The sequence below is a fragment of the Reichenbachiella sp. genome, assembly GCF_039941815.1.
In the GTDB taxonomy this organism is placed as follows: domain Bacteria; phylum Bacteroidota; class Bacteroidia; order Cytophagales; family Cyclobacteriaceae; genus Reichenbachiella.
Genome location: NZ_JBDVDW010000076.1, coordinates 15,656 through 41,519 on the forward strand (window position 1 = coordinate 15,656; position 25,864 = coordinate 41,519).

General features: G+C 41.2%; 30 protein-coding genes. 8 read left to right on the forward strand and 22 right to left on the reverse strand.

What is annotated here, in order from left to right:
• Positions 1–46: 46 nt before the first annotated feature.
• The 9 genes from ftsY to ABJF11_RS20030 form a co-directional block, all read right to left on the reverse strand.
• Positions 47–997: a signal recognition particle-docking protein FtsY gene (gene ftsY, locus ABJF11_RS19990; protein WP_348122027.1), complete on the reverse strand. Its 951-nt coding sequence runs from the start codon at positions 995–997 to the stop codon at positions 47–49.
• An 84-nt stretch (positions 998–1,081) separates the two neighbouring features.
• Positions 1,082–1,234 carry a DUF4295 family protein gene (locus ABJF11_RS19995; protein WP_348122028.1) on the reverse strand — a complete coding sequence of 51 codons (153 nt, stop codon included), beginning with the start codon at positions 1,232–1,234 and terminating at the stop codon, positions 1,082–1,084.
• 2 nt (positions 1,235–1,236) lie between these two features.
• On the reverse strand, positions 1,237–1,419 hold the full coding sequence (gene rpmG, locus ABJF11_RS20000) for a 50S ribosomal protein L33 (RefSeq protein ID WP_348122030.1): 183 nt from the start codon (positions 1,417–1,419) through the stop codon (positions 1,237–1,239).
• 12 nt (positions 1,420–1,431) lie between these two features.
• Positions 1,432–1,671, reverse strand: a complete 240-nt coding sequence (rpmB, locus tag ABJF11_RS20005) for a 50S ribosomal protein L28 (protein ID WP_348122032.1) — start codon at positions 1,669–1,671, stop codon at positions 1,432–1,434.
• Positions 1,672–1,786: 115 nt separating this feature from the next.
• Positions 1,787–2,131 carry a translation initiation factor gene (locus ABJF11_RS20010; RefSeq protein ID WP_348122034.1) on the reverse strand — a complete coding sequence of 115 codons (345 nt, stop codon included), beginning with the start codon at positions 2,129–2,131 and terminating at the stop codon, positions 1,787–1,789.
• 252 nt (positions 2,132–2,383) lie between these two features.
• Positions 2,384–3,289, reverse strand: a complete 906-nt coding sequence (locus ABJF11_RS20015) for a 1,4-dihydroxy-2-naphthoate polyprenyltransferase (RefSeq protein WP_348122036.1) — start codon at positions 3,287–3,289, stop codon at positions 2,384–2,386.
• A 3-nt stretch (positions 3,290–3,292) separates the two neighbouring features.
• Positions 3,293–5,086, reverse strand: coding sequence for an arginine--tRNA ligase (gene argS, locus ABJF11_RS20020; RefSeq protein ID WP_348122037.1), 1,794 nt, complete (start codon positions 5,084–5,086; stop codon positions 3,293–3,295).
• Positions 5,087–5,092: 6 nt separating this feature from the next.
• Entirely contained in the window at positions 5,093–6,034 is a 942-nt protein-coding gene (locus ABJF11_RS20025) for an arginine deiminase-related protein (protein WP_348122038.1), read from the reverse strand.
• A gap of 2 nt (positions 6,035–6,036) precedes the next feature.
• On the reverse strand, positions 6,037–6,954 hold the full coding sequence (locus ABJF11_RS20030; RefSeq protein ID WP_348122039.1) for an arginine deiminase family protein: 918 nt from the start codon (positions 6,952–6,954) through the stop codon (positions 6,037–6,039).
• Positions 6,955–7,097: 143 nt separating this feature from the next.
• On the opposite strand from ABJF11_RS20030, the gene ABJF11_RS20035 reads away from it, so the two are divergent.
• The 3 genes from ABJF11_RS20035 to ABJF11_RS20045 all read left to right on the forward strand — a co-directional run bounded on the left by ABJF11_RS20035 (position 7,098) and on the right by ABJF11_RS20045 (position 9,863).
• On the forward strand, positions 7,098–8,489 hold the full coding sequence (locus ABJF11_RS20035) for an arginine decarboxylase (protein WP_348122040.1): 1,392 nt from the start codon (positions 7,098–7,100) through the stop codon (positions 8,487–8,489).
• A 90-nt stretch (positions 8,490–8,579) separates the two neighbouring features.
• Entirely contained in the window at positions 8,580–9,311 is a 732-nt protein-coding gene (locus ABJF11_RS20040; RefSeq protein WP_348122041.1) for a polyprenol monophosphomannose synthase, read from the forward strand.
• Positions 9,312–9,419: 108 nt separating this feature from the next.
• Positions 9,420–9,863: a Dps family protein gene (locus ABJF11_RS20045; RefSeq protein ID WP_348122043.1), complete on the forward strand. Its 444-nt coding sequence runs from the start codon at positions 9,420–9,422 to the stop codon at positions 9,861–9,863.
• Between the two features lie 58 nt (positions 9,864–9,921).
• Here ABJF11_RS20045 and ABJF11_RS20050 read toward each other — a convergent pair whose 3' ends face one another.
• The 4 genes from ABJF11_RS20050 to ABJF11_RS20065 form a co-directional block, all read right to left on the reverse strand.
• Complete coding sequence (locus tag ABJF11_RS20050; RefSeq protein WP_348122045.1) at positions 9,922–10,332, reverse strand: PIN domain-containing protein; 411 nt, start codon at positions 10,330–10,332, stop codon at positions 9,922–9,924.
• A complete protein-coding gene (locus ABJF11_RS20055) occupies positions 10,313–10,573 on the reverse strand; it encodes a CopG family transcriptional regulator (protein WP_348122046.1) in 261 nt (86 codons plus the stop codon). Before ABJF11_RS20055 ends, ABJF11_RS20050 begins: the two co-directional genes overlap by 20 nt.
• Positions 10,574–10,636: 63 nt before the next feature.
• A complete protein-coding gene (locus ABJF11_RS20060; protein ID WP_348122048.1) occupies positions 10,637–13,024 on the reverse strand; it encodes an ABC transporter permease in 2,388 nt (795 codons plus the stop codon).
• Positions 13,025–13,080: 56 nt separating this feature from the next.
• Positions 13,081–13,533 carry a thioredoxin fold domain-containing protein gene (locus ABJF11_RS20065; protein WP_348122050.1) on the reverse strand — a complete coding sequence of 151 codons (453 nt, stop codon included), beginning with the start codon at positions 13,531–13,533 and terminating at the stop codon, positions 13,081–13,083.
• A gap of 105 nt (positions 13,534–13,638) precedes the next feature.
• Between ABJF11_RS20065 and ABJF11_RS20070 the strand changes: the two genes are divergently transcribed.
• The 4 genes from ABJF11_RS20070 to pruA all read left to right on the forward strand — a co-directional run bounded on the left by ABJF11_RS20070 (position 13,639) and on the right by pruA (position 18,406).
• Positions 13,639–14,565 carry a transporter gene (locus ABJF11_RS20070; protein ID WP_348122051.1) on the forward strand — a complete coding sequence of 309 codons (927 nt, stop codon included), beginning with the start codon at positions 13,639–13,641 and terminating at the stop codon, positions 14,563–14,565.
• Between the two features lie 2 nt (positions 14,566–14,567).
• Positions 14,568–15,668: a DUF3179 domain-containing protein gene (locus tag ABJF11_RS20075; protein WP_348122053.1), complete on the forward strand. Its 1,101-nt coding sequence runs from the start codon at positions 14,568–14,570 to the stop codon at positions 15,666–15,668.
• Positions 15,669–15,766: 98 nt separating this feature from the next.
• Positions 15,767–16,528, forward strand: a complete 762-nt coding sequence (locus tag ABJF11_RS20080) for an SDR family oxidoreductase (RefSeq protein WP_348122054.1) — start codon at positions 15,767–15,769, stop codon at positions 16,526–16,528.
• Between the two features lie 246 nt (positions 16,529–16,774).
• Positions 16,775–18,406 (forward strand): L-glutamate gamma-semialdehyde dehydrogenase, encoded by a 1,632-nt coding sequence (pruA, locus tag ABJF11_RS20085; RefSeq protein WP_348122055.1) that lies wholly within the window; start codon positions 16,775–16,777, stop codon positions 18,404–18,406.
• A gap of 55 nt (positions 18,407–18,461) precedes the next feature.
• Here pruA and ABJF11_RS20090 read toward each other — a convergent pair whose 3' ends face one another.
• Genes ABJF11_RS20090 through ABJF11_RS20110 form a run of 5 tightly spaced genes read right to left on the reverse strand, consistent with a single transcriptional unit; the run spans position 18,462 to position 22,183 of the window.
• Positions 18,462–19,037 (reverse strand): non-canonical purine NTP diphosphatase, encoded by a 576-nt coding sequence (locus ABJF11_RS20090; protein ID WP_348122057.1) that lies wholly within the window; start codon positions 19,035–19,037, stop codon positions 18,462–18,464.
• A 5-nt stretch (positions 19,038–19,042) separates the two neighbouring features.
• Entirely contained in the window at positions 19,043–19,789 is a 747-nt protein-coding gene (locus ABJF11_RS20095) for an FKBP-type peptidyl-prolyl cis-trans isomerase (RefSeq protein ID WP_348122058.1), read from the reverse strand.
• 5 nt (positions 19,790–19,794) lie between these two features.
• Positions 19,795–20,259: an FKBP-type peptidyl-prolyl cis-trans isomerase gene (locus ABJF11_RS20100; RefSeq protein ID WP_348122059.1), complete on the reverse strand. Its 465-nt coding sequence runs from the start codon at positions 20,257–20,259 to the stop codon at positions 19,795–19,797.
• Between the two features lie 3 nt (positions 20,260–20,262).
• The gene (locus ABJF11_RS20105; RefSeq protein WP_348122060.1) at positions 20,263–21,180 is read right to left on the reverse strand and encodes an FKBP-type peptidyl-prolyl cis-trans isomerase; all 918 of its coding nucleotides are present in this window, start codon (positions 21,178–21,180) and stop codon (positions 20,263–20,265) included.
• Complete coding sequence (locus ABJF11_RS20110; RefSeq protein ID WP_348122062.1) at positions 21,170–22,183, reverse strand: bifunctional oligoribonuclease/PAP phosphatase NrnA; 1,014 nt, start codon at positions 22,181–22,183, stop codon at positions 21,170–21,172. The genes ABJF11_RS20105 and ABJF11_RS20110 overlap by 11 nt, the downstream gene beginning before the upstream one ends.
• A 157-nt stretch (positions 22,184–22,340) precedes the next feature.
• Between ABJF11_RS20110 and ABJF11_RS20115 the strand changes: the two genes are divergently transcribed.
• Positions 22,341–22,760: a nucleoside-diphosphate kinase gene (locus ABJF11_RS20115; RefSeq protein WP_348122063.1), complete on the forward strand. Its 420-nt coding sequence runs from the start codon at positions 22,341–22,343 to the stop codon at positions 22,758–22,760.
• 47 nt (positions 22,761–22,807) lie between these two features.
• Here the strand turns inward: ABJF11_RS20115 and ABJF11_RS20120 are convergent, their stop codons facing one another.
• From ABJF11_RS20120 to tsaB, 4 genes are all read right to left on the reverse strand, one after another.
• A complete protein-coding gene (locus ABJF11_RS20120) occupies positions 22,808–23,854 on the reverse strand; it encodes a lysylphosphatidylglycerol synthase transmembrane domain-containing protein (protein WP_348122065.1) in 1,047 nt (348 codons plus the stop codon).
• Complete coding sequence (locus ABJF11_RS20125; RefSeq protein WP_348122066.1) at positions 23,854–24,603, reverse strand: segregation/condensation protein A; 750 nt, start codon at positions 24,601–24,603, stop codon at positions 23,854–23,856. Before ABJF11_RS20125 ends, ABJF11_RS20120 begins: the two co-directional genes overlap by 1 nt.
• Before the next feature lie 61 nt (positions 24,604–24,664).
• Positions 24,665–25,180 carry a DUF2480 family protein gene (locus ABJF11_RS20130; protein ID WP_348122067.1) on the reverse strand — a complete coding sequence of 172 codons (516 nt, stop codon included), beginning with the start codon at positions 25,178–25,180 and terminating at the stop codon, positions 24,665–24,667.
• Positions 25,180–25,857 (reverse strand): tRNA (adenosine(37)-N6)-threonylcarbamoyltransferase complex dimerization subunit type 1 TsaB, encoded by a 678-nt coding sequence (gene tsaB, locus ABJF11_RS20135; protein ID WP_348122068.1) that lies wholly within the window; start codon positions 25,855–25,857, stop codon positions 25,180–25,182. Before tsaB ends, ABJF11_RS20130 begins: the two co-directional genes overlap by 1 nt.
• Positions 25,858–25,864: the final 7 nt, after the last annotated feature.

The window sequence follows — 25,864 nt, forward strand, 5'->3', positions numbered from 1 at the left end:
TACATAATTCTCAATAAGCCCAGCCTAGAATTGAAAATATGACGATTTAATTAAAGAATGAGTCTACGAACTCGTGTTTGTTGAACACTTGCAGATCTTCAATCCCCTCGCCTACTCCAATGTATTTGACAGGTATTTTGAATTGATCTGAAATACCTATGACTACTCCACCCTTGGCGGTACCGTCGAGTTTGGTAATAGCGAGGGAGCTCACATCTGTCGCTTTCGTAAACTCTCGAGCTTGAATAAAAGCATTCTGCCCAGTGCTTCCGTCCAACACAAGCATAATCTCATGCGGTGCGTCACTTACAAACTTTTGGATTACTCTTTTGATCTTGGTCAGCTCATTCATGAGGTTGACTTTGGTGTGCAGTCTTCCGGCAGTATCTATGATGACTACATCTGCTTTGTGATCCATCGCATGTTTGACAGCGTCGTATGCCACTGCCGACGGGTCAGTGTTCATTCCATGTGAAACCACCGGTACCCCCACGCGCTCTCCCCAAAGCTTTAGCTGGTCGACGGCGGCAGCTCTAAAAGTGTCTGCTGCACCCAGGACGACAGATTTACCTCTGCGTTGAAACTGGGATGCTAGCTTTCCTATAGTTGTGGTTTTGCCTACACCATTCACTCCGACTACTAAAATCACGTAGGGCTTCTTGTCGGCAGGTAGTGAAAAGTCCTCTTGATCAACAGAATTGTTTTCTTCTAACAATCCAGCTATTTCTTCTCTTAGGATTACATTGAGCTCAGCAGTGTTTAGGTACTTATCTTTAGCAACTCGCTCCTCTATGCGCTCAATGATTCTTACGGTGGTGTCCACCCCGACATCGGATGTGATCAATACTTCTTCAAGCTCGTCTAGCAATTCATCGTCTACAGTGGACTTACCGGCGACCGCCTTACCAAGTTTTGAAAAGAAATTTTCTTTGGATTTCTCCAGGCCTTTGTTCAGGCTTTCTTTCTTCTCCTTAGAAAAAATATTGAATAATCCCATAATCAATCAAACGGATAGGTTAAAAATAGAAAAAGTCTCCTGATTGCATCAGGAGACTTTCGGAAATATTTTTAAATGGACGAATTACTTCGCTGCCAATACTTCTTTCACTCTGTCTTCAGTGACAATTTCTTCTCTGAATGAATATGCTCCTGATTTGGTTTTCACCGCTTTAATCACCTTAGCATATTTTACACCATCCTTTTTCTTCAGGGTTGCAACTACCTTCTTAGCCATGGTTATTTAATTTCTTTGTGTACAGTATATTTCTTAAGAACTGGATTGAATTTCCTCAATTCCATTCTATCAGGAGTATTTTTCCTGTTTTTAGTAGTAATGTACCTAGACGTGCCTGGCTGACCTGTCGCCTTGTGCTCAGTGCATTCTAGGATTACTTGAACTCTATTGCCTTTCTTAGCCATTGTTCTAAATTATTATAATGAAAGGGTTCCTTTTGCTTTAGCCTTTTTCAACACTGAAGCCAATCCATTTTTGTTGATTGTTTTCAATGCAGTTGAAGATACTTTCAAAGTAATCCATCTATCTTCTTCAGGGAGATAAAATCTCTTCTTGAATAGATTTGGATAAAACCTTCTCTTAGTTTTATTATTCGCGTGAGAAACGTTGTTTCCTACTTGTGGTCTCTTACCAGTTATTTGACAAACTTTCGACATTTTCTTAGTCTTTTATGCTATCCTAAAAAATCGGAGTGCAAATATAGAGAAAACTTTATCATTTGCGGAAGCTCCATTTGAAATAAATAGCAAATATTTCCATTTTCATTAAAAATTATATTTTCCTGGCTTGATATCCCTCCTTTTGGAGGATTTCAACCACTTTATCACGTAAATCACCTTGAATAATAATTTCTCGATCCTTCACATTCCCTCCTACTCCACACTTGGTTTTGAGCATTTTACCGAGTTCTTTAAGATCCCCAGTCATACCAGTAAACCCAGTTACCAGGGTGACCTGCTTGCCCTTTCGATTTTTCTTGTCTAGCTCTACTCTGAGCTTCTGATCTTTTGGTGCCAATGTCTCTTCTTCTAATTCCTGATCTTCTACATAATCATAGCTGGTATCAGTAGAATAAACCACTCCTACACGATTTTTGAATTTATCCTTTTTCGACATGATTATTTCTTTTTACAAAAGTAACTCATCCTAATACTTCTATCAAAAAAAGAGACTGCTTCCTTCTGAAGCAGTCTCACGATATAAACGTAATTTTTGAGTTTTTGACAAATTACCATCAGCCAACAGTGTGCCAATAATCTATATTATTGATTATCAATAACTTATGGAAATATGTAGTTTACAATGTGTCCAACTATCGGACAGTGCCTGTGCAGTAGTGGACTTAAATAGCCTCATATAGACAGACTACTACCAGATGAGTCCAATGCCGAAGAGCACTACAAACAACAGTGTGGTGAGCGCTAATTGTTTTAAATATGGATCCAGGTCCGCAGGAGTCAATCGAGTCTTCACTGCCCAGGCATTTCTAATGATCAATGGGAAAGAGAGCAAAAATAGATAGGAGTTCCAGTCCAGCACATAATAGACCGCAAATGCCAGGCTGCTGATCATGGCCAGGCCAAGCAAAACATAATGATAGATGACGGCACCTTCTCTACCGAGGCGCACAGGTATAGATATCTTGCCGGCCTTTTGATCAGATTCTATGTCCCGAATATTGTTGACATTAAGGACTCCGGTGGACAGTAGACCGCAACTAAGTGCAGGCATTACTATCTGCCAATCTAGCTGTTTGGTTTGTAAATAATACGCTCCAAATACGCCTACAAATCCAAAGAAAATAAGCACAGAAATGTCGCCCAACCCTCTATAGCCATATGGATTACTCCCTGCCGTATAGGTGATGGCTGCATATATGGCAGCCAGGCCCAACACAAGAAATATGATTATCAACAGCCAGTGATCGGCAAACGCCATGTTCAACAAAAGTAGTCCCGAGCTCAATGAAAGGCCGGCTAATATATATATGGCTGTTTTCATTTGGCTTTTTGTAATTACCCCACTCTGTACGGCTCTGGCAGGGCCCTCCCGCTCAGCGCTATCCGCTCCATGAATGGTGTCGCCGTAGTCATTGGCCAGATTAGATAGTATTTGTAAGAAAATGGTCGTGGTTACAGATAGCAATAGGATAATCCAATCAAATTGTCCCTGCCAACTGGCGAGGAAGTTGCCCATAAAAATACTAGACAGAGCCAGCGGCAATGTTCTGAGCCGAAAGGCTTTTAGCCAATGTTTGATTATAGAATTGCTCATGTATTACATTCTATCCGGTACATGAATACCCAGAAGAGACATACCATACTTGATGTTTTTCGCCACCTGAGCTGAGAGTGCTACTCTGGCCGCTGTGACAGATGCTTCTTGCTCACCAAAAATGGAGAACTCTGCATAGAATTTATTGTATTCTTTAGCCAGGTCATATACGTACTGCGCTATCACGGATGGTAGATAGTCTTCTGCGGCGGCTTTTATCCGATTTGGTAATTCTGAAAGTAGAAAGATCAGATCGCTTTCGGTCGTACTGAGTTTGATATCTCTTGATATTTGAGTAGCACTGCTCGTAATACCCAGCTCTTCGGCTCTTCTGAGAATAGCAGAAATTCTGGCGTGCGTATATTGGATAAACGGACCTGTATTGCCATGAAATTCTATCGACTCCTGCGGGTCAAATAGCATGCGTTTTTTTGGATCTACCTTTAGTAGAAAATACTTCAGCGCACCTAATCCAATAGTATCGTAGAGCTTTTCTGCCTGCTCTTGGGTAAAACCATCTATTTTTCCCAATTCTTTGGTGTGATGTGCCGCAGTAGCTATCATTTCATCCATTAGATCATCAGCATCTACTACAGTCCCTTCTCGTGACTTCATTTTGCCGGAAGGCAAATCCACCATGCCATAGGAGAGATGGTAGCACTCCTCTGCCCACTTGTATCCAAGCTTTTTCAAGATCAGAAAAAGCACCTTGAAATGATAGTCTTGCTCATTGCCTACGGTATAGACCTGCTTGATCAGACCCGGATATTCCTCGAAGCGTTGAATCGCCGTTCCGATATCCTGCGTCATATATACTGCCGTGCCGTCCGAACGCTGTACAATTTTTTGATCGAGTCCTTCATCTGTCAAATCTACCCAGACTGAACCGTCATCCTTTTTGATAAAGTGACCGTTTTTTAGCCCTTCAGCTACTTGTTCCTTTCCTAGCAAATAAGTATCTGACTCATAGTAAAGTTTATCAAAAGATACCCCCATTTGCTCATAGGTGGCATCGAATCCTGTATATACCCAGCCGTTCATTTTTTGCCAAAGGGCATAAGTCTCCGGTTCTTTGGCCTCCCATTTTCTTAGCTCCTCCTGGGCTTCCAATAATATGGGCGCCATTTTTTCGGCCTCTTCTTGCGACTTCCCACTTGCCACTAATTCCTTTATTTCGGCCTTGTATACCTTATCAAATTCAACATAGTACTTCCCTACCAGCTTGTCTCCTTTCAAGCCTGCCGACTCTGGGGTCTCACCTGCACCAAATTTTTTCCAGGCCACCATAGATTTACAAATATGGATCCCTCTATCATTGATGATTTGGACTTTGACTACATCATAACCATAGGCATCATATATCCTGGCAACAGAATAGCCTAGAAAGATATTTCGCAAGTGTCCTAAATGAAGGGGCTTGTTGGTGTTGGGAGAAGCATATTCTACCATCACTTTTTCACTTTTTCTAGGGTGCTTACCAAATTCCTCGGTACCGGATATTTCATTGAACAGGTTGACCCAGACTGCACTTGCCAGTTCTACATTCAAAAAACCTTTGACCACATTGTATCCAGATACAATCTCGCAATGGTCCTTGAGATAAGATCCCAACTCTTCGCCTGTTTCTGCAGGGTTTTTCTTAGAAATTTTCCCATACGGAAAAGTCACAAAGGTATAAGTGCCTTCAAATTCCTTTCTGGTGGGCTGCAAGCTCAAGGAGGGTGCAGCTACGTCATGATCGTAGAGAGATTTGAGACCTTCGGCTATTCCGATTTGTAGTTGAGATACAATGTTCATTTTTTGTTATTTCTTAGGCAAAAACACTTCTGCCATCATGCATCGTGCACTTCCGCCACCTAATGCCTCTATGGTATCGAGTGAGCTGTGAATAATGTCTTTGTTATACTTTAAAATCTTATTTTTTTGTGATTCTTCTAAGGACGTGAATGCCGCTTCCGACATGACCATAAACTTATCTCCGTTTGCATTCTCCACCTGCAACATGTTGCCAGCGAAATGTGCTTTCTGATCTTCAGTAATATCGATCACTTCCTTGCCCGATTGCTCCAGCGAATCTACAACCATTTTTCTTTCCGCCTTGTCGTCTATTGTATCCAAACATATCACAGCGAAATCGTGGCCCAGGGCCATCATCACATTAGTATGATAGATTGGTAAGCGCGTATCTCCCACTGTTTGGTTTGCAGTAAACGAAACTACTTTATACCCGAAGGCTTTTTCGAAAGATTCAATGACATCAGGATGCGTTCTCTCAGATATAGCAGCATAGGCTATTTTATTTGTACGATCAAAGATCAGGCTCCCTGTGCCTTCGAGAAACTTGCCGTCGTTTTCTGATTTTGACAGGTCTATTTTTTTATTCACTATCAAACCATATTTCTTGAGTTCCTCAATAATTTCGGAACGTCTTTCCAACCTTCTGTTTTCGGCGTACATTGGATATAGACCAATGGTGCCATCAGCATGAAAACTGATCCAGTTATTGGGAAAAATGGAGTCTGGAGTACTTGGATCAGGTGTGTCGTTGATCACGATGACCTCAATTCCATTGGAGCGGAGTTTATCCACAAAACCATCAAATTCCGCTAGGGCTCTGACCTGAATATTTTCAGGAGTGATATTTTCCAATGCCTTTTGGTAGTAATTATTAACAGCCGTTTGTTCGTTCATCCTAAACTGAACGGGTCTGATCATCATGATTCTGGAAGTCGTATTTATTCCCATAGTCAATAGGTTCTTTCAAGGGGTAAGGTTGAACATCTGAGCAGTCCTTCCATTTTTGCGGTCTCACTATATGGCACGCGTTCTACTTCAAATCCTCTTTTTTCCAATTCATCATTGAGTCTGGTAAATCCCTGTTCGCTGATGATTACTTTTGGTGAGATAGAAAATACATTCGAATTCATATCGTACATCTCTTCTTTCGTGATTTCGATACAATTTTCTGCTCCGAAGAGGCTCACGAGCAATTCGTAATCTTTTTCCTTTTTGAATCCTCCTTTATAAATGATGCATTGATTATCACCTATAGGCTGAAAACAGCAATCAAGATGTAAAGCATTCTCTCTTGGATCTGTATCAGATTTTTTTAGTTCGAAGGCATAAAAATCACAATTGGGAAACTGCTCTCTTAGAAATTTGACTCCGGCACTATTTGTACGACTCACTTTGTAGTTGTTGTAGTCATCATCTTCTGAGTACCCTATGAAAAGTTTTTCTTTCCATGGCATTACATCGCCTCCTTCCGCGTATGCTCCTTTGGGCATCTTCAGTATTTGACTTGGATTTATCTGTGCAATAAGATGGTCGATCCCTTCTTTTTCTGCTGCACGCTCATCTATGATATTCGGCATGACGAATTTATCTCCGATCACAAAGCCAATATCACGAGCAAATACCTGATTGGTATCAGGCAATACTTTTGGTCGATAGACCTTTACTCCATGTTTTGTCAGTGCTTTCTCGACTGCTGTCATTTCATTTATTATATCTTCCTCCTTAGGGAAGGATCCATCCAGAATATGCTGCCTGGACTTAGGGTCGTAGGCGTCTTCGATGTCTGGCACTCCACCAAAACTCTCTGCAGTACCTAGTATTACAGACCTGAGTGGCGCAGTTTCATCTTTAATTAAAATATCAATCATCAAATTTGGGTTTTGGGAGTATCTGTTTATTTACAGGCTGGCAAATTTAATAGGATTTTTACCAATTATGATGGTGCAAATTCAACATAAATTTGCAGATATTTGTCGGTTTTTTGAGGCCTTTTAAACACTAATACCATTCCATGAAAAAATATCATGATTTAATCGACCAGACCTTTGATTTTCCAAATGCAGAATTTGGTGTCAAAAACAACCATTTGAATTTTAACGGGGTCGATCTCATGGATATGATAGAAGAGCATGGGACTCCGCTCAAGCTCACTTACCTACCTAAGATTTCCGAAAAAATACAGTTAGCAAAAGGGTACTTCAACCAGGCTATAAAAAAGAAAAACTACAAAGGCTCTTATACCTACTGCTATTGCACGAAGTCTAACCATTTCTCCTTTGTACTCGAGGAGGCGTTGAAAAATGACATTCATCTTGAAACTTCTTCTGCTTATGATATCTCTATCATCGAGACCCTGTATGAAAAAGGACTGATCACCAAGGACACATACATCATATGCAATGGCTACAAGCGACCTCACTACCTCAAAAAAATAGTTGAGCTGCTCAATGCAGGATTTACAAATTGCCTTCCCATTCTGGATAATCTTATGGAGCTTGACTACTATGATGAGCACGTAGATAAACCGTTTAACATGGGCATGAGACTGGCTGCTGATGAGGAGCCCAATTTTGAGTTTTATACTTCAAGATTAGGGATACGCTACAGTGATATTCTTGGTTACTATCAAAATAGAATCAAGGGTAAGTCGAAGGGGAAATTGAAAATGCTGCACTACTTTATCAATACTGGCATCAAGGATTCTGCATACTACTGGAGTGAATTGAGCCGATTTATATATAAATATTGCGAACTAAAGAAGGTGTGTCCAGATTTGAATTCGGTTGATATTGGTGGAGGGTTTCCCGTAAAGAACTCTTTGCATTTTGAATATGACTATGAATACATGGCCGAGCAAATCATTGAAAACATTCAGTGGATTTGCAAGAAGAATAGTATCGATGAACCAAACATCTATACTGAGTTTGGTAGCTATACCGTGGCGGAAAGTGGTGCTACTATATACTCCGTGCTAGACCAAAAGCTACAAAATGATAAGGAACTCTGGTATATGATGGACGGCTCGTTTATCACTCATCTACCTGATGTCTGGGGGCTCAACTCAAAATTCATTATGCTCCCGATAAACCTATGGGACAAACACTTTCACAGGGTGAATATTGGTGGTTTGACTTGTGATAGCATGGATTATTATGATTCGGAAGCACACATCTCAGAGGTGTTTTTGCCAATAATAGAAAAAGATCAAACCATGTACTTCGGTTTTTTCCATACGGGAGCCTACCAGGAGTCCCTTGGGGGTTATGGAGGGATTCAGCACTGCCTGATTCCTGCGCCAAAACATATTTTAATTTCAAAAGATGACAACGGCAAGGTTACATCGCGCGTATTTGCTGAAGAACAATCCAGCGAGCAGATGATGCAGCTTTTGGGCTATAGGTAGATAAGGCCAATTCTGCTATTACATCAGCATTTTGAGAAGGAAGATTCAATTTTGCTGTTATAGAATCGTATCATTAATTAAATTCAACACTTGAATACAAGTCTCGTCATCATACCCACTTTCAATGAGAAAGAAAACATTGAAGATATCATCAGAACCGTTTTTGATCTCGATGCCAATTTTGATATTCTGGTTGTCGATGACAACTCTCCTGACGGCACCGCCTCCATTGTAAAAAAACTCCAAAGTGAGTTTGATTCACTGCATATAATTGAAAGGAGCGGAAAAGCAGGTCTTGGTACCGCATATATAGCTGGGTTTCATTTTTCCTTGGATCATGGCTATGAGTATATCTTTGAGATGGATGCAGATTTCTCGCACAATCCGTTGGATCTTATTCATCTTAGGGCTGCCTGTGAGCAAGAAGGCTATGATTTGGCTATTGGGTCCAGGTATATATCTGGTGTCAATGTGGTCAACTGGCCAATGAATCGGGTACTGATGTCGTACTGTGCCAGCATCTATGTCCAGTTTGTCACTGGCATCCCAATCAAAGATACTACGGCAGGGTTTAAGTGCTATACTCGAAAAGTGCTGGAAACGATTCATCCAGATAATGTACATTTTGTTGGCTACGCCTTTCAGATCGAAATGAAGTTTCTAGCTTGGAAATATGGATTCAAAATAAAAGAGGTGCCCATCATCTTCACTGACCGTACCAAAGGGCAATCCAAAATGTCTCGAGGCATCTTCAAGGAAGCCGTATTTGGTGTGATTCAGATGAAAGTGAAGAGTCTATTCAAGAAATATATTCCGGCTTAGAAAACATATCAACATTCTTTATTGACGGATCACAAATTGTGATTTTAATCACGAACCTCAGGTCTGAATTCTGCCGTTATTTACGATATAGCTAAACAACGAATAGATATGAAAGAAAATAAAATAATAATCGATAAGCTCAATGAGCTACTAGCAGATTTCCAGATTTATTACCAAAATCTAAGAGGGTTTCACTGGAACATTCAGGGAAAGAATTTTTTTGAACTCCATGTCAAGTTCGAAGAGCTCTATACCGATGCAGCCATGAAGGTGGACGAAATTGCAGAGCGTATTTTAACCATAGGAGGAACCCCTATTCACGGGTTCGACGATTATCTGGCTACAGCCAAGATAAAACCAGTCAAAAATGTTCATGATGGGGAGACTGCAGTGCAAACAATAGTAGGCAATCTCGAACAAATCGTAACACAAGAGAAAGAACTAAAGGGGCTGGCTGGAGAAGCCAATGATGGAGGTACAGAAGATCAGATGTCCGCACTGATAGAGGAGCAAGAAAAAACACTCTGGATGTACAGAGCTTGGTTAAAATAAGAAAACCAGGCCTCATCAAAAGAGAAGAATTAGGCGTAGGCCTAATTCTTCTCTTTGTTTACATAAATATGTTTGTTAAATACTGATTTCTGATATCACGATAGATATAAAAATCAGAGTCAATTGTAGCAATTTTGTTGTGTCGGCGCTCTTCGGATACTAGCAACAAGGAGGCATCAGCCAAATCCATAGGTACATCATCGAACTTTTCGGTCAACTCCAGTATTCTCTCCAGATGACTCTCGTTTAAATCAAATATTTTTAGTCCTCCACGTCTAATCCATTCCAAAAATGAATATTGTGCTTTTGTACTAAAGTCCAGCATGTGACAGACTTCTGTCACCACAGGCCAAGTGGACCAAAGATGCCCCTGATACCCTTTGATAAAAGTAATCGCTCTGGTATGGTATCTGTCAGATTTATCAAACAACGCTATCAGCGGGCCGGCATCAATGAGAATGCTTTGCATGCAGCTTTTCTCTAAGTTTGGCTTTGTAGGTGGTAGAACGATCAGCCTGGCCACTACCCTCAATCCCGAAAAGATCTCCCCCAAGCTCGTAGGGAGATTTGCTCTCTGTCTCTTTGGTGAAATACAGGGCTAAGGCCTCCTTTACTACTGCGGTCTTAGACATATTGTTTTGCTCGCTATACTGCTTGAGTGTCTTCTCAGTATCCTTATCGAGTCTTACATTTAGCATTTTGTCATTCATGTGTAATACAAATGTAATACAATCTTATTAGAATAACTAATCAATCCATCGATCGACAAGCGACTACTCATCTCGTAAAATATCTGAGGGGTTGGTGTTGGCGGCTTGCCACGTTTGAGAACCCACTACCAGCAGCCCCAGTAGAGCAACAATGGCAACTCCAAAAACTATCACTCCAGCGCCGATTTCTACTCTAAATGCGATAAAGTCCATCCATAGATTATTGATAAACCAAGTCAACGGCACGCTCAGGAGTATGGCCAAAAGTAGAAGCTTGGCAAAACCCTTAGATAGAATATAAATCAAAGCCTGATTGCTGGCACCTAATACCTTCCGAATCGAAACTTCTTTTAATCGAGACTGAGTACTGAAGACAACCATTCCCATCAGTCCAAGGCAGGCGATAATAATGGCAAGTAACGAAATAAACGAGATGATTTTAGTCAAATCTCCGAACATGATGTCGGCGAAGAAGGCGATTTCATCGCTCATGAGTTTGTACTCGATTTTTAGATCTGGATTTACCTTATTCCAGGCAGCATTGATACTGCCAATGGCCTGTTCATAATTCGCAGAATTGACACGCACTTGAAGTATGCCGAGGTCTTCTTTGCTATAGATGAGCGCCATGGGCTTGATGGAGGACACGAGGGTCTCATGGTTATAGTTCTCCATTACTCCGATCACTTCGTAGTTGACCGAATCATTGATAACCACAACCTGGCCAATTGCATCCAACGGATGCGGGTATCCAAAACTCTTAGAAGCTTCTTCATTGATGACTAACTTTTTTTCCTTAATTTCTTTGGTAAAAGACTTACCGGCTAAAATGGTAAGGCCCATATTTTCGACGTAGTCTTCATCCACATCGAAATACTGCAACTCTTGTTCGGCTTCATCTATGAGGACGGTTAGAGAACTGCTTGTCCCGGCTGCAGGGGCAAACCTCGCCCCTGCGACACTACTGATTTCAGGGTAGGTCAGCAACTCATTTTTTAGCTTGTCTGGATCAGAGTTGTTGAGTTGAACAATTACGATATTGTCAGCATCAAAACCATAATCAGATTCAATCATAAAATTCATTTGATTGTAGATCAGCTTGACTGTAATGACCAGAAAAAGTGATAGTCCAAACTGCCCTACGATGAGCGCATTTCTAAGGCCCAATTTAGAGAACACCTTTACACCGGAGAGGTTTTTGAGTGCTTGCAGTGCTTTCACGGATGAATGAAACATGGCAGGGACAATCCCGGCGATTAGCCCAACCATAACAGAGAAGGCAAGACAAATCAGATAGACTTCCGTGGATTGCTGCAGATTCCAATCAAGTAGCTGGCTGAAATTAAGCTCTAAAAAGATGGGCTCCATGAGCTGTACAATAGCCATTGAGAAAAGAAAAGCAAGCATGGATATAATCACGGATTCGGTGAGAAACTGCATTAATATCTGATAACGTACTGCGCCGAATACTTTTCTTATTCCTACTTCTTTGGCTCGATTCAATGATCTCGCAATCGACAAATTGGTATAATTGAAGCAGGACGATATGATAATCACCAACGCCATTCCAAAAAGGAAATAGACAAAAATCATGGGAATACCGGGGCCTATCTGATTGCCTACCAGTGGGCCAGGGCTGATTGCTCTAATATTTTGAAGGTAAAAATCCGTATCCATATCTTCCATATTAGCATATTGCTCTTCACTAATTTTTGCAAGATTTTGCTCTACGCTTTCCACTGAAGTGCCTTTCTTCAGTTTGATATAGGTCCAGGTTCTTGATCTATTAGTCCAGGTCATCATACTTTCGGGTAAGATTTCCTTTTTGATTAGTGATTCAAGGGTTGACATAGAGGCCACACCATCAAATTTAATGTGTGATTTGCCTTCTACTCTTTTGAGAACACCTGTCACTTTATAGCTTCCAAGCTCTCCTACCTTTATCACTTCTCCTACCGGATTCTCCTTATTGAAGAGTTTTTCTGCTGTCTCCTTGGATAGAATCACTGAATAAGGCTCAAGTAGCGCCGTCTTCGAATCGCCATACTCGAATTCATATTGAAACATCTCTACAAACGATGGGTCTGCAAAAAAACCAGAGAGCGGGATATTGATGTCTTGCATGAGTTTAACCCAGCCGTTACCAAACCCTCGGCTAAGCCGGGTATAGCTCTCTATTCCTGGATATTTGGAGCTCAGCTCCTCACCCACAGGCATGGGAGAAGTGGCCATACCTTCTATGACAGCGTCTAGGTCGCTGCGAGAGTGGTTGACTCTATAAATGCGATCTGCGTCTGTATTGAATCGGTCATAACTAAACTGATCTGCCAGAAGCATAATAATTATTAGGCAAATAGAAAGGCTAAATGAGAGTCCGAAAACATTGATAAAGGAAAACAGCTTATGTTTTCGAATGTTTCTAATCGAGATTTTAAAATAGTTGTAAAGCATAATGGTTATTTTGAGTTGTCACCATTAGACTACAACAATGGCTGGCTGGTTACAAATTAGGAATTATCCATTTGCCTGAGCACTTTGATTAGCTGTTTTGATGTTTTGTATCCTACAATTTTTTTACTCCCATCCAAGTTGGCCGGTAGGTAGATCATAGTTGGAAGTCCCTCGATGCCAAACTCCTTTGCCAGTTGCTTCCCTGTATATTGGTTGCCCAGATAGTCAATCGCCTGATCGCTATCAAAATCAATTTTAACAGCATAAAATTGTTCATTCAACATATCTACCACATTACTATCTATAAAAGTAGTTTTCTCCATTTTCTTGCACCACCCACACCACTTAGCTGTAAACTCTATAAATATCGGTTTTGGCGTATCCTTATTCAGGCTTTGCGCTGATGCTAGATCACGCCAAACGATCTGGCTAAAACCAGCAGTAGGGCTTAGATGAAAGAACAATAATATTAGCAAAGCATACAGTACAGAGATTGTCTTTTTTGTCATAATCGAGGGATTTCTATAGGTCAACTCAAAACCGAACATAAATGTTCCCTTTCAAATATTATTCTATCCGATGAATTTTATTTATGAATTATTGGTTTAGAAAACATGCACCTATATATGATGGCTCTGATATGTGTTGTCCCGCATCTCAGTTTTGGTCAATCATGCTGTTCTGGTGGAGCACCACTGAGCGGCAATTTGGGACTCCCTTTCGCTGATGAAAAACAACTCCAGTTTTCCATTTCCTATGACCTAAATAAGCTAAACACCCTGAAAAATGGGACCGAGACGCTTGATGACAATACACGTACCAGATCTACCTATACTGCGCTTTTCCAAGCCGGCTATAATTTGAATGAGCATTGGAGTTTTGAAGTACTCCTCCCATATGTGAAGCAAGAACGAATCGTATCTCCTGTAGGGTTCAATACCACAATAGAAAGCACCAATGGAATTGGAGATATTGTGCTTTTATCCAAATATCGTTTTCTGAATCACTATCAGGTCGGCATCGGGGTGAAATTTCCAACTGGCTCTTCTGATGAAACCACCAAAAGGGGTATACTTCTGAATGCAGACATGCAACCAGGAAGTGGCGCTATGGACGCCATAGCCTTTTTTAGCAGCGAGCACAACTTCAAAGTCAGAAGTTCTCTTTCCATCTATACTACCCTCACTTTCAGATATACCGGAGAAAACAGCAGCTATCTGATTGATCAAACCTACAAATTTGGAAATGAAAGCCAGATTCAGGTAGGTGTTGCGGATCAATTTTTGTTTTTCAACCAAGTACTCAGCCCGTCTCTAGGGTTTAAATACAGGAGGGTTTCAGAAGACGTAAACGATGGATTCGATGTACCCAGCACTGGTGGCAAATGGCTTTTTATTCGGCCAGGCCTGTCCTATCTTGTCACACCCAATATACACTTGATGAGCACGATAGATCTACCGATCTATGCGAATCTCGAAGGCACTCAAATCACCCCTACTTTTAGATGGAATACCGCACTCTTGATCAACTTAAAATTATGATTATGAAAAAGTTTTCAATTCTACTACTAGTACTTGTCATTTTCTATGGCTCATCCTGCTCTGAGGAGAAAGATGAGCCAAAAGCTCGTACAGGATATATCGCTGAGGGCGAATGGTCCATCCCTTTTACCAGAATACTCGATGGTGGGCCTGGTAAGGATGGTATCCCGGCGCTAGATGAGCCCAATTTTATTACTCCATCAGAAGCCACCTATCTTGAGGATCATGAATTGGTCATTGGGTATTCTGATGGGCAGGAAACCAAAGCTTATTCGCATTTGGTCATGAATTGGCATGAAATCGCCAACGACTGGTATAATAAGGAGCCTATAGCTGTGATCTACTGTCCTTTGACGGGCACGGCCACCGGCTGGCATAGGAAGTTTGGCGATTTGATTACAACCTTCGGAGTATCGGGACTGTTGTACAACGCCAACGTCATCCCCTACGACAGAAACTCTGAAAGCAACTGGAGCCAATTGACGCTAGAATGTGTCAATGGCGAGCTGATCGGCACAAAGCCTACTATGGTGCAACTCATAGAAACGTCTTGGTCGACCTGGCAAACTTTTTTTCCAAATACAGTGGTGCTTTCAACTGAAACAGGTCACGCGCGTAATTATGCAGCTTATCCATATGGTGATTATAGATCTGTGGATGGATTGATTTTTCAGGTGAAGGATCCAGACGATCGATTGCATACCAAAGAGCGGGTGCATACAGTCATAAGAGAGGACTATGCAAAAGCCTATCGGTTTGGTAGCTTTCCAAAAGATGAGGTTGGAATCATATCTGATGAAGTAGAAGGACAAAATACTGTAATCATTGGTAGTCAGATTCAAAACTTCATTATCTCCTTTTACAATATTAAAATCAATGATGAATGGCTCACATTCTCTCTGCCAGAAGGAGAATTGTACAAGGAGGGGAAACTTACCTCAGCAGTACTAATGACTGACCAATTTGGCAACGAATGGAATGTACTTGGCATGGCAGTAAGTGGGCCCGACAGTGGCACTGAACTGACACCTACCAATGGAATAATAGGTTACTGGTTTCCATGGTCATCTTTTTATACCACGGTTGATATTTACGAGCCTTAATTTTTTGATTGCATGTACCAGGTGATTAATATAATTGCCATCTGAATTTTAATTTAGTTCGTTGAGTGTTAATTTAACCCCTCGAATAAGAGAGAAAGATGTACATCAACCTATCAGGATTAAACATTCTAGTGACCGGGGCCAGCAAAGGAATAGGGAAATCTATCGCATCCAAACTGGCAGAAGCTGGAGCAACAGTAGCGGTTCATTACAACAAAAATATGCGTGAGGCTGAAAATTTAGCTCATGTCTTAGGCAATGAATCACGTGCCTTTCAAGCAGATTTATCAAAAAAAGATGAGGCCGCGAATTTGTTTGATCGGGTAGTACTTGAGATGGGCAGCGTGGAGATACTTGTGAATAATGCTGGTATTGCCAAGGCCGTAGATATAGACGGTAAGGAATCTGAATGGATGAAATCCTGGAACGAGACCATACAAGTCAACCTCACTTCTGCAGGGATCCTTTGCAAAAAAGTAATTGAACATTTTCTAAAACGTAACAGTGCGGGCAGAATAATCAATATTACCTCACGGGCAGCTTATAGAGGTGATACGGCAGAATACATGGCCTATGCAGCCTCAAAAGCTGGCTTGGTATCACTGACTCAGACCATCGCCAGAGCTTATGGCAAGAATGGAATCAAAGCATTTAATATAGCACCAGGATTTGTAAGGACAGATATGGCTAAGGAGGCTATGGAGAAATATGGAACTGAGCACGCCACATCAGACATCTCACTAGAGCGTATGACAGAGCCTAAAGATATTGCTCCCATGGTCACATTTTTGGCGAGTGGCATGGCGGATCATGCTACAGGCAGCACAATTGATATGAATGCCGCCAGCTACGTGCACTAATCAGCACCAATCACCACGAATAAAAAAAGCAGGAAAAAAAGCATAAAGACATAAAAGAGCAAATCAGTTCTGAAATACTCCTGATATTTTTCATAAAATTCTTTCCATCTTTTCATCTCATACTTTTTTAACCCAATCAGGATGGTTACGATGTTTTTTGGCTAAAATAATATGTATTTATCCAATCCTCATTATATCTGTCTTTCTTACATTTGCACAAATTCATTGAATAAAAGATAAAACACTATGCCCAAAGGAATATATTCAGTGCCTGTCCCTGAAAATGAACCAGTGCTGTCATATGCACCTGGAAGTCCAGAAAAAATTGCTCTAAAAGCCGAATTAAAGGCAATGCGGGGCAAAGAAATTGACATTCCGATGTATATCGGTAGTGAATTGGTCACTACTGACAAAAAAGTAAGAATGGCTCCTCCCCATGATCATAAGCATACGCTGGGTCACTACAACTATGGAGATGCCTCGCATGTAGAGCAAGCCATCAATGCTGCAATAGGTGCCAAGGAGGCCTGGGCTGCCATGTCTTGGGAGCACAGAGCAAGTATCTTCCTGAAAGCTGCCGAATTAGTAGCTGGGCCCTATAGAGCTAAAATCAATGCTTCTACAATGCTGGCTCAGTCCAAGAGCCCTTATCAGGCAGAAATTGATGCCGCATGCGAATACATAGACTTTTTGAAATTCAACGTCGACTTCATGACGCAGATTTATGCTGAGCAACCTGAGTCCGCTCCTGGTATGTGGAACAGGCTGGAACACCGACCGCTCGAAGGATTTGTTTTTGCTCTGACTCCTTTCAATTTCACCTCTATTGCGGGCAACCTGCCAGCAGCGCCTGCCATGATGGGCAATACTGTGGTGTGGAAGCCAGCTGAGTCGCAAGTATACTCTGCACAAATACTCATGGAAATATTTAGAGAAGCAGGAGTACCTGACGGGGTCATCAATATGGTATACGTCGACGGTCCTACGACTGGAGAAGTGATATTCAATCACGCTGATTTCGGCGGATTACACTTTACTGGAAGTACTGGCGTATTCCAGCACCTATGGAAAACCATCGGAGAGAATATCAGCAAATACAAGTCATACCCAAGAATAGTAGGAGAAACCGGGGGTAAGGATTTTATTATTGCACATAAGTCGGCAGATGCCAAAGCACTGGCCACTGGGATAACACGAGGCGCCTTCGAATTTCAAGGTCAAAAGTGCAGTGCAGCATCCAGAGCCTACATTCCAGATAATATTTGGGATGAAGTAAAAAAATACTTGCTCGAAGATCATAAAAGCATCAAAATGGGCTCGCCAGAAGATTTCACGAATTTCTTCAATGCAGTGATTGATGAGAAGGCATTTGATAAAATTTCAGGGTTCATCGACCAAGCGAAAGAAAGTGATATGGCCGAGATCATTGCTGGTGGTAACTACGATAAATCAGAAGGCTACTTCATTCAGCCAACAATCATCGTAGCTAAAGATCCAATGTTTACAACGATGTGTGAAGAAATCTTCGGCCCGGTAATCACGATCTATGTCTATCAGGCTGAAAGATTTGAAGAGGCACTAGAGCTAGTGGACAGCACTTCTCCATATGCTTTGACCGGAGCTGTATTCTCTCAGGATAGATATGCCATCGAGCTGGCAACCAAAAGATTGGTCAACGCTGCAGGTAATTTCTATATCAATGATAAACCAACCGGTGCGGTTGTAGGCCAACAGCCATTTGGTGGAGCCAGAGCATCAGGCACCAACGACAAAGCTGGATCTATGCTAAATCTGCTTCGGTGGATATCTCCAAGAACAATTAAAGAGACATTTAATCCTCCTAAGGATTATAGATATCCGTTTATGGAAGAAAAGTAAAAATTATTTTGAGTAACTAGGAAGGAAAGCTGCATTCATTGAGTGCAGCTTTTTTTTATGCTCTTTTTTCTAGAAACTCCACAAGCTTTGCCACTGCCCGGCCTCTATGAGAGATTGCGTTTTTTGACTCTGAAGACATTTCCGCGAAGGTCTCTTCATAACCATCCGGAATAAAAACCGGATCGTAGCCAAACCCTTGACTTCCTCTGAGTTCTTCGATAATAGTGCCATTTACAATCCCTTCAAATTGATGTTCTTCACCATCAATTATTAGGGTGATGACCGTTCTGAATCTCGCAGATCTATCCGTGCATGTCTCTAGCTTACTCAGCAGAAGATTGATATTCGCTAGATTATCACGGTCGTCTCCTGCGTATCGTGCTGAGTAGACACCAGGTTCACCATCCAGTGCATGCACTTCTAGCCCAGTATCATCTGCAAAGCAGTTGATTGAATAGTGACTGGAGACATGAGTTGCTTTTATTCGTGAATTTTCGGATAGCGTGGCCCCTGTTTCAGGGATTTCTTCATTGCAGCCTATATCTGTAAGCCCTACAATTTGATACTGAGGAAGCATCTGCCTGAGTTCTTCAAGCTTATTTTCATTGTGAGTGGCAAAGCAGATTTCCACCTTCGTTACGGTCGAATATTCACTAAAGAAAACTTGAAAATCAATGGGGTATCCGGAGGAATCGATTCTGTCCCATCGCTATTGAATGTACCAAAGGTTCCATATGCTACAGCAGATGGAATCATGATTAGTGCTTCAGAATTTAGCTCCATTTTGATCATAGCATCTCTGAGTCCAATTCTAAAGCCTATAATGAAAGTGTTGCCGATGCCAGATCCATCTTCCGTATGGTTAAATACAATAGGGACATATAACCTGTCGGCATCATAGAGTGGATTAAGTATAGCCCCATCAGAAGAGTTCAATGAGTCTAACAACTCTAAATAGGATTTGCTGGATGCCTCTAGTAAGTCATCAAATGAGATACCCTCCTCAACGTAGTTCAAACTATCTGAATCCTGAGCCCAGGAAGGGTTCGTAGTATCAAAAATTTCATTGGTCAAAAACTGTCCTGCATAGTGTACTGATACCAATTCATTATACTCTGGGGTTCTTACACTTGTTATTGGATTCCAAACTACGTGTCGAACACCAAAATCACCTTCCACTACATCATCCTCGTTGATACCGTTATCAGCATCGGCTATGTAGTCATCAAATAACTCGACTTCGATTTCAGCCTGAGCAAGCGAATCAATCCTTGCCTGCTCTATTTCTGCTTCATTGTCAGCGGCATGGTCCACACAGCTCACAATCCCCACAGCTAAAAATACTATAACCAGAAAACTATTCTTCACAATATTCATTCTCATTATTCCTAATCTATAGCAATCAAATTAATATCAAATTTTATATCTTCTCTTGGCCCAATTGTTCCACTCGGGCTGCCAGAAGTACCATAAGCCAGTTCATATGGAATATACAACGACCCAGAACCACCTTTTTTAAAGTACCTCAGCCCTTCTTCCCATCCATCTATCACCATACCCGCACCAAGCTCAACTGTAAGCGCTACATTTCTATCATAGGAGGAGTCAAACTTGGTATCGTCCAAATGATAACCTGTATAGTGTACGGTGACGGTTTGACCTACTTCAGGGAAATCTCCAGTGCCTTCTTGGTCTACTGTATAAATCAACCCTGAAGCTGTTCTAGTAAAGTCAGTAATGCTTTTTCTCTCGAGATATTCCTCAAGACTGGGATAGTCTGTTTGTGACTCTTCATCACAAGAGATCAAACCCAGCCCACTGAGAGCTAGTAAAATAATTACTGAAAACTTCATGTTTTATTGAAAATCTACCAATTCTACATCAAACTTGAGGATAGAGTTAGCTGGAATCCTTTCTGTATCTCTTTCTCCATAAGCTAATGAGCTTGGGATATAAAGCGTTGCCTTAGCTCCTTTGTTCAACAAGGCTATACCTTCATCCCAGCCTAAAATTACTCTTCCTTGTCCTAGAACAAATCCAAATGGCTGACCCCTATCATAGGATGAATCAAATTTGGTTCCGTCGAGCAGTGTCCCATTGTAGTGAACTGATACTCTGTTGCCAGAGGCTGCATTTTCACCCTGTCCTGGTTGTGTGATCACATACCTGAGTCCAGATTCTGTGGTTTGCGCTGTGATTCCATTATCTGCAAGGTATTGATCAATAGCTTCGCCATCCTTTCTGATCGTTTCGGCTGCTGCTTCCAATCTCTCGGCTTGCTCTTCTTCTCTTTTTATTCTCGCTTCTTCCTGCGCTTTTTCATACTCTGCTTTTTGATACTCTTGAAATTCTTCAGTCGTCATCATAGCAATGATTTTGGCATAGAAGGTGATATTACTAGCAGAATCCAGTGAATCAGGCACTCCTGAATTAAATGATTTCTCATAAAGATCCTTAGCATCGATTTCGAATATCGCACTATCGCCTACGTTCATTACCTCAAAGGCTTCATACATAGTACCTCTGGTGCTCCATACAGATTTAAGGTATTGAATAGCTACAGGGCCGCCTACTTCTTTTGAATTCCACATGTCGTTTCCATTGGAATTCACATATTTCATATTGAGCTGCAGAATTGTGCTATCCTTTAGAGGAGTGGATTCACCCTTCTCAACAATTTTCACCTTCACTCCTGATTTAGTAGTTCTTTCTTCACTGCATGCAATGGTTAGAACAGAGATAGCCAAAATGGCTAATAAAGTGTTATACTTCATAATTTAATTCCTTCGTCTGGTTTTGTACAAGTTCTCTAAATTTGTTTATGGTAGTTTGCAGGTCATCGTCAGATGCTCCCCCAGCAGCATTTTTATGCCCACCACCATTAAAATATTTTCTCGATAATTCATTCACTGGGATATCGCCATATGATCTGAATGAAATTTTTACTTTGTCCGGATCCTCAATGAAGATCGCCGAAACATTTACTCCATCTATTCCGAGGCCATAATTTACAAGCCCTTCTGTATCACCGGTTTGATATTTGAATCTTTTCTTATCTTCAAGGGTCAGATAGAAATAGGCTACGTTACTGCCTTCTATAATTTCTAACCTTTCGTACAAGGCAAAGCCCAGAAGCCTCATTCGATCAAGCGAGTTGCTGTCGTATATCTTATGGCTGACCTTGGAGCAATCAGCTCCTAGTTCCATGAGATTAGCCACTATATTATGCACATGAGGCGTAGTGGATGGGTGTTTAAAACTGCCCGTATCAGTCATTAGTCCGGCATACAAGGCCTCAGCCATCCCCTTGGTAAGGGTTTCTGTATCGCCTAGCATTTCGATCAGGTCATAAACGAGCTCCGCAGTAGCCGCGGCCTCAGTACTCCAAAGAACATACTTGGCAAAGGTTTCTGGATTGAGGTGATGATCTATTAGGACTTTTTCTGCATCAGATTCAGCTACCAATTTACCCAGTTCACCGATTCTATTAAGGCTTGAAAAATCAAGGCAAAATATTAAATCAGCATTTTCGACCAGATACTTAGATTTTTCTTCATTTCCATCAAAGATCAGTACGTCATCGTTGCCTTCCATCCAATTCAAGAATTTTGGATAGTCGGTAGGTGTGATCACACAGACTTGATGTCCCTGCTTCAACAAATATCCGGCAAGTCCCAAGGAAGAACCTAATGCATCTGCATCTGGCTTTATATGGGTGGTGATTACGATTCGCTTAGGAAGCTCGAGTAATTCTTTAAATGCTGCTATGTTTTGCATCGATGATGTAAAAAGAAGGTGCAAAAGTGGTGAAATTTATTCGAAATGCAAAAGCGACGAGCTACTAGAAATTACGATATGCAATGAATTCTTTTTATCATCAAAAAATAGCCCTAATTTTGCGGGATTTTTAGAACAAATAAGACTTAAGATTTAAATGGCTAATAACAAGACATTCACCATGATCAAGCCTGACGCCTTCGGTGCTGGCAACGCGGGTGCAATCACTAAAATGATAGAAGAAGCAGGCTTCTCAATCAAGGCAATGAAATTGACTAAACTTACTGGAGAGACTGCAGGGAAGTTTTACGCAGTACATAGCGAAAGACCTTTTTACAACGATCTTTGTGCTTATATGTCTTCAGGACCTATCATAGCGATGATTCTGGAAAAAGACAATGCTGTAGAGGATTTCAGAAAACTAATTGGCGCTACTAATCCTGCAGACGCTGCTGAGGGTACAATTAGAAAGATATTTGCTAAATCTATTGAAGCAAATGCCGTACATGGCTCTGACTCAGATGAGAACGCAGCTATTGAAGGTTCATTCTTCTTTTCAGAATTGGAAAAGATTTAATTGAATCTCAATTTGAAAGATTTGAATCCCGCTTCTGGCGGGATTTTTTATTTCTTAAAGAATTTGCTTCTGATCCATCGGGGCAGAAAGATAGCTCCCAGCAATAGGTAAGGGTAGTATGACATAAGCCTCCAGAAGATGCTGGAAACAAAGGTGTAATTACCTAAATATTCGTTAAAAAATTGATTGAAGAAAAATTCTGCCGTACCCGAACTGCCCGGTGTAGGGGAAATCAGCATCACAATCCACATAATAATTTGCCTACTGAAAATTACCATGTGCTCAGGTACAGTGATTTCTGTATACGCTGATACCAAGCTATTCAGCATCAAATATCGAGCACACCAGATGAACAGGGTAGCCAGACTTATCTTGATCCAATAAGCTGCTAATTTTCCCTTAATTTCGATAGAAGCAATCATGATTTCATCACCGTACTGATTGGCTTTGACTCTCCATTTCCTAAGAAATTTGATCGCTGTTACCTTTAGCAAAAACCATTTGAAAGCTCTCGGCTTGACGAACAAGCCATAGGACATGACTAGAGTATAAATAGCAATTAGCCCATAACTCACGAAGAAGAAGAACTGCAGACTGCTTCCTATTTGCAAGTCGAAGGTTGCTACTTTCGGAAAGATGACTCCATTAGTGAGTAGCATCACCACAGGGGCTGCAACCACAAAAAATAGATTGTCTAATATCGCTGTGAGCATCACATAGGCTAGCGATTTTCCAAAGTTGATTCCTTCATAGGTAAGAATAAATACTGCGACTGCAGTACCCCCAACCACTGATGGGGTGACTGCCGAAGCAAATTCCCAAAGTATAATGACGACTATGCTGCGCTTCCAGCTTAGTTTTTGATCTGTAAGCGTACGGATTCTATAGGCGTAGCCCGCATCACGTGCTAGCAGGACCAATATGGCAACCAGAATTGAAGAAAATTTAGCATCGAAGATTAGTTTCAGATTGTCCGCAGTGATGCTCTCGTCGAAATAGAACAGCAAAAATACAATGCCTAGTCCCACCAGAATGGGGACCCATATATTGTTGGGATTTAGGACTTTAAAGGCGCTCTTTCTGCTAATTTCCATTAATCGGCGGCGACAGTTTCCGTCTTTTCAATCCAAAAATTATTAAACCCTTCCCCTATGGTAATCTGCACTAATTGCATTTGTAACAGTTCCAGAATAGCTAGAAAATTGAAGATCACGACTATCTTCTCTGGTTTTTCAGCCATTACGTCTGTAAACGCCATACGTGGGGTACGATCAAGTGAGGTAAGGATATGGGTTTTCTGACCAGAGATAGTATAGGGATATTGTACCACCTTATGATCCACCTTGTTTTGTTCAGTTTCATATCGCTGAAGCACCTTTTTATAGACTTTCAGAATCTTAAACAGATCGAGGTTTTGCAACTCTGCTTCCACATTGCTGACTTCGGATAAAGCCCTAATCTCCCGAGCCAGATTACCTCTTTTTTCCCGATCCAGTCGATTTGACTCCAGCTGCACCAATTCTGCAATGACAGATTTGTACCTTTTGTATTCCAGCAGGTGACGGACTAGTTCTTCTCTTGGATCGATTTCATTGCCTTCTTCATCCAGCACAGGTCGTGGCAGCAACATCTTTGCTTTGATCCTCATCAAGGTAGAAGCCACTAGAATGAACTCACTTGCCACCTCTACATTCATTTTTTCCAGGTGCTTTATATAATCGAGAAAATCATCTGTAATTTGAGAAATCGGAATATCATAAATATCCAACTCGTCTCTTTGTATGAAAAAGAGCAGTAGGTCGAAGGGACCTTCAAACAGCGGTAATTTTACTTCAAATTTCAAGAGGCGATTATTATGTCAGTTTCAAAGGTATCATGAATACTCGACATGCAAAAGGGAGTTTTTATTTTGATTTGGGCTTTTTGTAAATAGGTACAGCACTGCAAGCCTCGCCGTACATGAGACTAGAAACTACAGGGTTTAATAATCTGGTGATTTCTACATAAGCATATTCTGGTACGGGATATCTACCGCAACCCTTGATGATCACTTTTTGATCTTTGAAATCTTCTAGATTGATTTTTGCCAAGGCTTTTTGAAAAAGGTGATTTTCCAAGTGTGACAATTCACCAAAGACAAGATTTTTTGCATGTGGTTCCAGAGCGGATGCGAGTAGCATATATGCCCAGGTCGGCACAATTGCATCCTGACTACAGTATACGGCCACATTTTTTCCTGAATAGGCACTCCAGTCATGCTCTTTTACATAGGCTCTGAATTCACCTTCTCTCAGGACGAATCCATTGTACAATTGATCCTTGATGTCTATGAGTAGTCTTTCCGATTGGTCATAATACTCTTCCAGATCAAAATTGATCAGCTTGCTATTGGCAACTCTGTTTACGATTTCTCCTTCCATTACTTAAATGAGGATGCTGTTCTAAATTCCTTTAAATAAAACGGCTCGAAAGCCACAACGTTTTCAAAATTCTTGTTTTCGAACTTTTTGACTGCCAATAGTGCCACCTCCTCTGCGGAAGGGACTATATCGCTTGCGAAATAAGCGTTTTCATGTTTGACCACCTCACTGGCCTTTTGAGACCCATCTCCAAAAAATAATATTTTCGATGTCGGCAAGACATCTTCGTAGGCATATTCCTCGAGTAGAACTGGTGCTGTTGGTTTTACTTCTTTCATGTCATGAAGATACAACGCGGCATATACCTCCATCCGCCGAGCGTCTATCATCGGGCAATACATGCAGTTGTCAGAGGAGCGTCTTGCCAACTGATAAGCCATGGCTTCTAATGTATTAATCGCCATCAATGGAATATCTAGCGCTAGACAAAGCCCCTTGGCTGCTGAGACACCGATTCTGAGACCGGTATAAGATCCAGGGCCTTCGGCTACAGCTATGCCTTTCAATTCGCTCATTGCAAATGAGGCATTCGCCATCATCTGCTCGATCATGACATGAAGTAGAGAAGAGTGAGATTTATCTATAGAATAAATATGTGAGGCAATCAATTTACCGTCTTTGACCAAAGCCACAGAGCCGCTAGATGTAGAGGTATCAAGTGCAAGTATTAGTGACACAGAAAAA

What these genes read in the sequence shown, in the direction of transcription:
- ABJF11_RS20120 (WP_348122065.1), bottom strand. Translation starts at nt 23,854, where the DNA reads ATGGAAATTAGCAGAAAGAGCGCCTTTAAAGTCCTAAATCCCAACAAT.
- ABJF11_RS20015 (WP_348122036.1), bottom strand. Translation starts at nt 3,289, where the DNA reads ATGAGCAATTCTATAATCAAACATTGGCTAAAAGCCTTTCGGCTCAGA.
- ABJF11_RS19995 (WP_348122028.1), bottom strand. Translation starts at nt 1,234, where the DNA reads ATGGCTAAGAAGGTAGTTGCAACCCTGAAGAAAAAGGATGGTGTAAAA.
- ABJF11_RS20055 (WP_348122046.1), bottom strand. Translation starts at nt 10,573, where the DNA reads ATGAATGACAAAATGCTAAATGTAAGACTCGATAAGGATACTGAGAAG.
- ftsY (WP_348122027.1), bottom strand. Translation starts at nt 997, where the DNA reads ATGGGATTATTCAATATTTTTTCTAAGGAGAAGAAAGAAAGCCTGAAC.
- ABJF11_RS20045 (WP_348122043.1), top strand. Translation starts at nt 9,420, where the DNA reads ATGAAAGAAAATAAAATAATAATCGATAAGCTCAATGAGCTACTAGCA.
- ABJF11_RS20010 (WP_348122034.1), bottom strand. Translation starts at nt 2,131, where the DNA reads ATGTCGAAAAAGGATAAATTCAAAAATCGTGTAGGAGTGGTTTATTCT.
- ABJF11_RS20095 (WP_348122058.1), bottom strand. Translation starts at nt 19,789, where the DNA reads ATGAGAATGAATATTGTGAAGAATAGTTTTCTGGTTATAGTATTTTTA.
- ABJF11_RS20075 (WP_348122053.1), top strand. Translation starts at nt 14,568, where the DNA reads ATGAAAAAGTTTTCAATTCTACTACTAGTACTTGTCATTTTCTATGGC.
- ABJF11_RS20035 (WP_348122040.1), top strand. Translation starts at nt 7,098, where the DNA reads ATGAAAAAATATCATGATTTAATCGACCAGACCTTTGATTTTCCAAAT.
- ABJF11_RS20080 (WP_348122054.1), top strand. Translation starts at nt 15,767, where the DNA reads ATGTACATCAACCTATCAGGATTAAACATTCTAGTGACCGGGGCCAGC.
- ABJF11_RS20100 (WP_348122059.1), bottom strand. Translation starts at nt 20,259, where the DNA reads ATGAAGTTTTCAGTAATTATTTTACTAGCTCTCAGTGGGCTGGGTTTG.
- ABJF11_RS20130 (WP_348122067.1), bottom strand. Translation starts at nt 25,180, where the DNA reads ATGGAAGGAGAAATCGTAAACAGAGTTGCCAATAGCAAGCTGATCAAT.
- rpmG (WP_348122030.1), bottom strand. Translation starts at nt 1,419, where the DNA reads ATGGCTAAGAAAGGCAATAGAGTTCAAGTAATCCTAGAATGCACTGAG.
- ABJF11_RS20110 (WP_348122062.1), bottom strand. Translation starts at nt 22,183, where the DNA reads ATGCAAAACATAGCAGCATTTAAAGAATTACTCGAGCTTCCTAAGCGA.
- ABJF11_RS20115 (WP_348122063.1), top strand. Translation starts at nt 22,341, where the DNA reads ATGGCTAATAACAAGACATTCACCATGATCAAGCCTGACGCCTTCGGT.
- rpmB (WP_348122032.1), bottom strand. Translation starts at nt 1,671, where the DNA reads ATGTCGAAAGTTTGTCAAATAACTGGTAAGAGACCACAAGTAGGAAAC.
- argS (WP_348122037.1), bottom strand. Translation starts at nt 5,086, where the DNA reads ATGAACATTGTATCTCAACTACAAATCGGAATAGCCGAAGGTCTCAAA.
- ABJF11_RS20025 (WP_348122038.1), bottom strand. Translation starts at nt 6,034, where the DNA reads ATGGGAATAAATACGACTTCCAGAATCATGATGATCAGACCCGTTCAG.
- ABJF11_RS20070 (WP_348122051.1), top strand. Translation starts at nt 13,639, where the DNA reads ATGCACCTATATATGATGGCTCTGATATGTGTTGTCCCGCATCTCAGT.
- ABJF11_RS20060 (WP_348122048.1), bottom strand. Translation starts at nt 13,024, where the DNA reads ATGCTTTACAACTATTTTAAAATCTCGATTAGAAACATTCGAAAACAT.
- ABJF11_RS20050 (WP_348122045.1), bottom strand. Translation starts at nt 10,332, where the DNA reads ATGCAAAGCATTCTCATTGATGCCGGCCCGCTGATAGCGTTGTTTGAT.
- ABJF11_RS20065 (WP_348122050.1), bottom strand. Translation starts at nt 13,533, where the DNA reads ATGACAAAAAAGACAATCTCTGTACTGTATGCTTTGCTAATATTATTG.
- ABJF11_RS20030 (WP_348122039.1), bottom strand. Translation starts at nt 6,954, where the DNA reads ATGATTGATATTTTAATTAAAGATGAAACTGCGCCACTCAGGTCTGTA.
- pruA (WP_348122055.1), top strand. Translation starts at nt 16,775, where the DNA reads ATGCCCAAAGGAATATATTCAGTGCCTGTCCCTGAAAATGAACCAGTG.
- ABJF11_RS20105 (WP_348122060.1), bottom strand. Translation starts at nt 21,180, where the DNA reads ATGAAGTATAACACTTTATTAGCCATTTTGGCTATCTCTGTTCTAACC.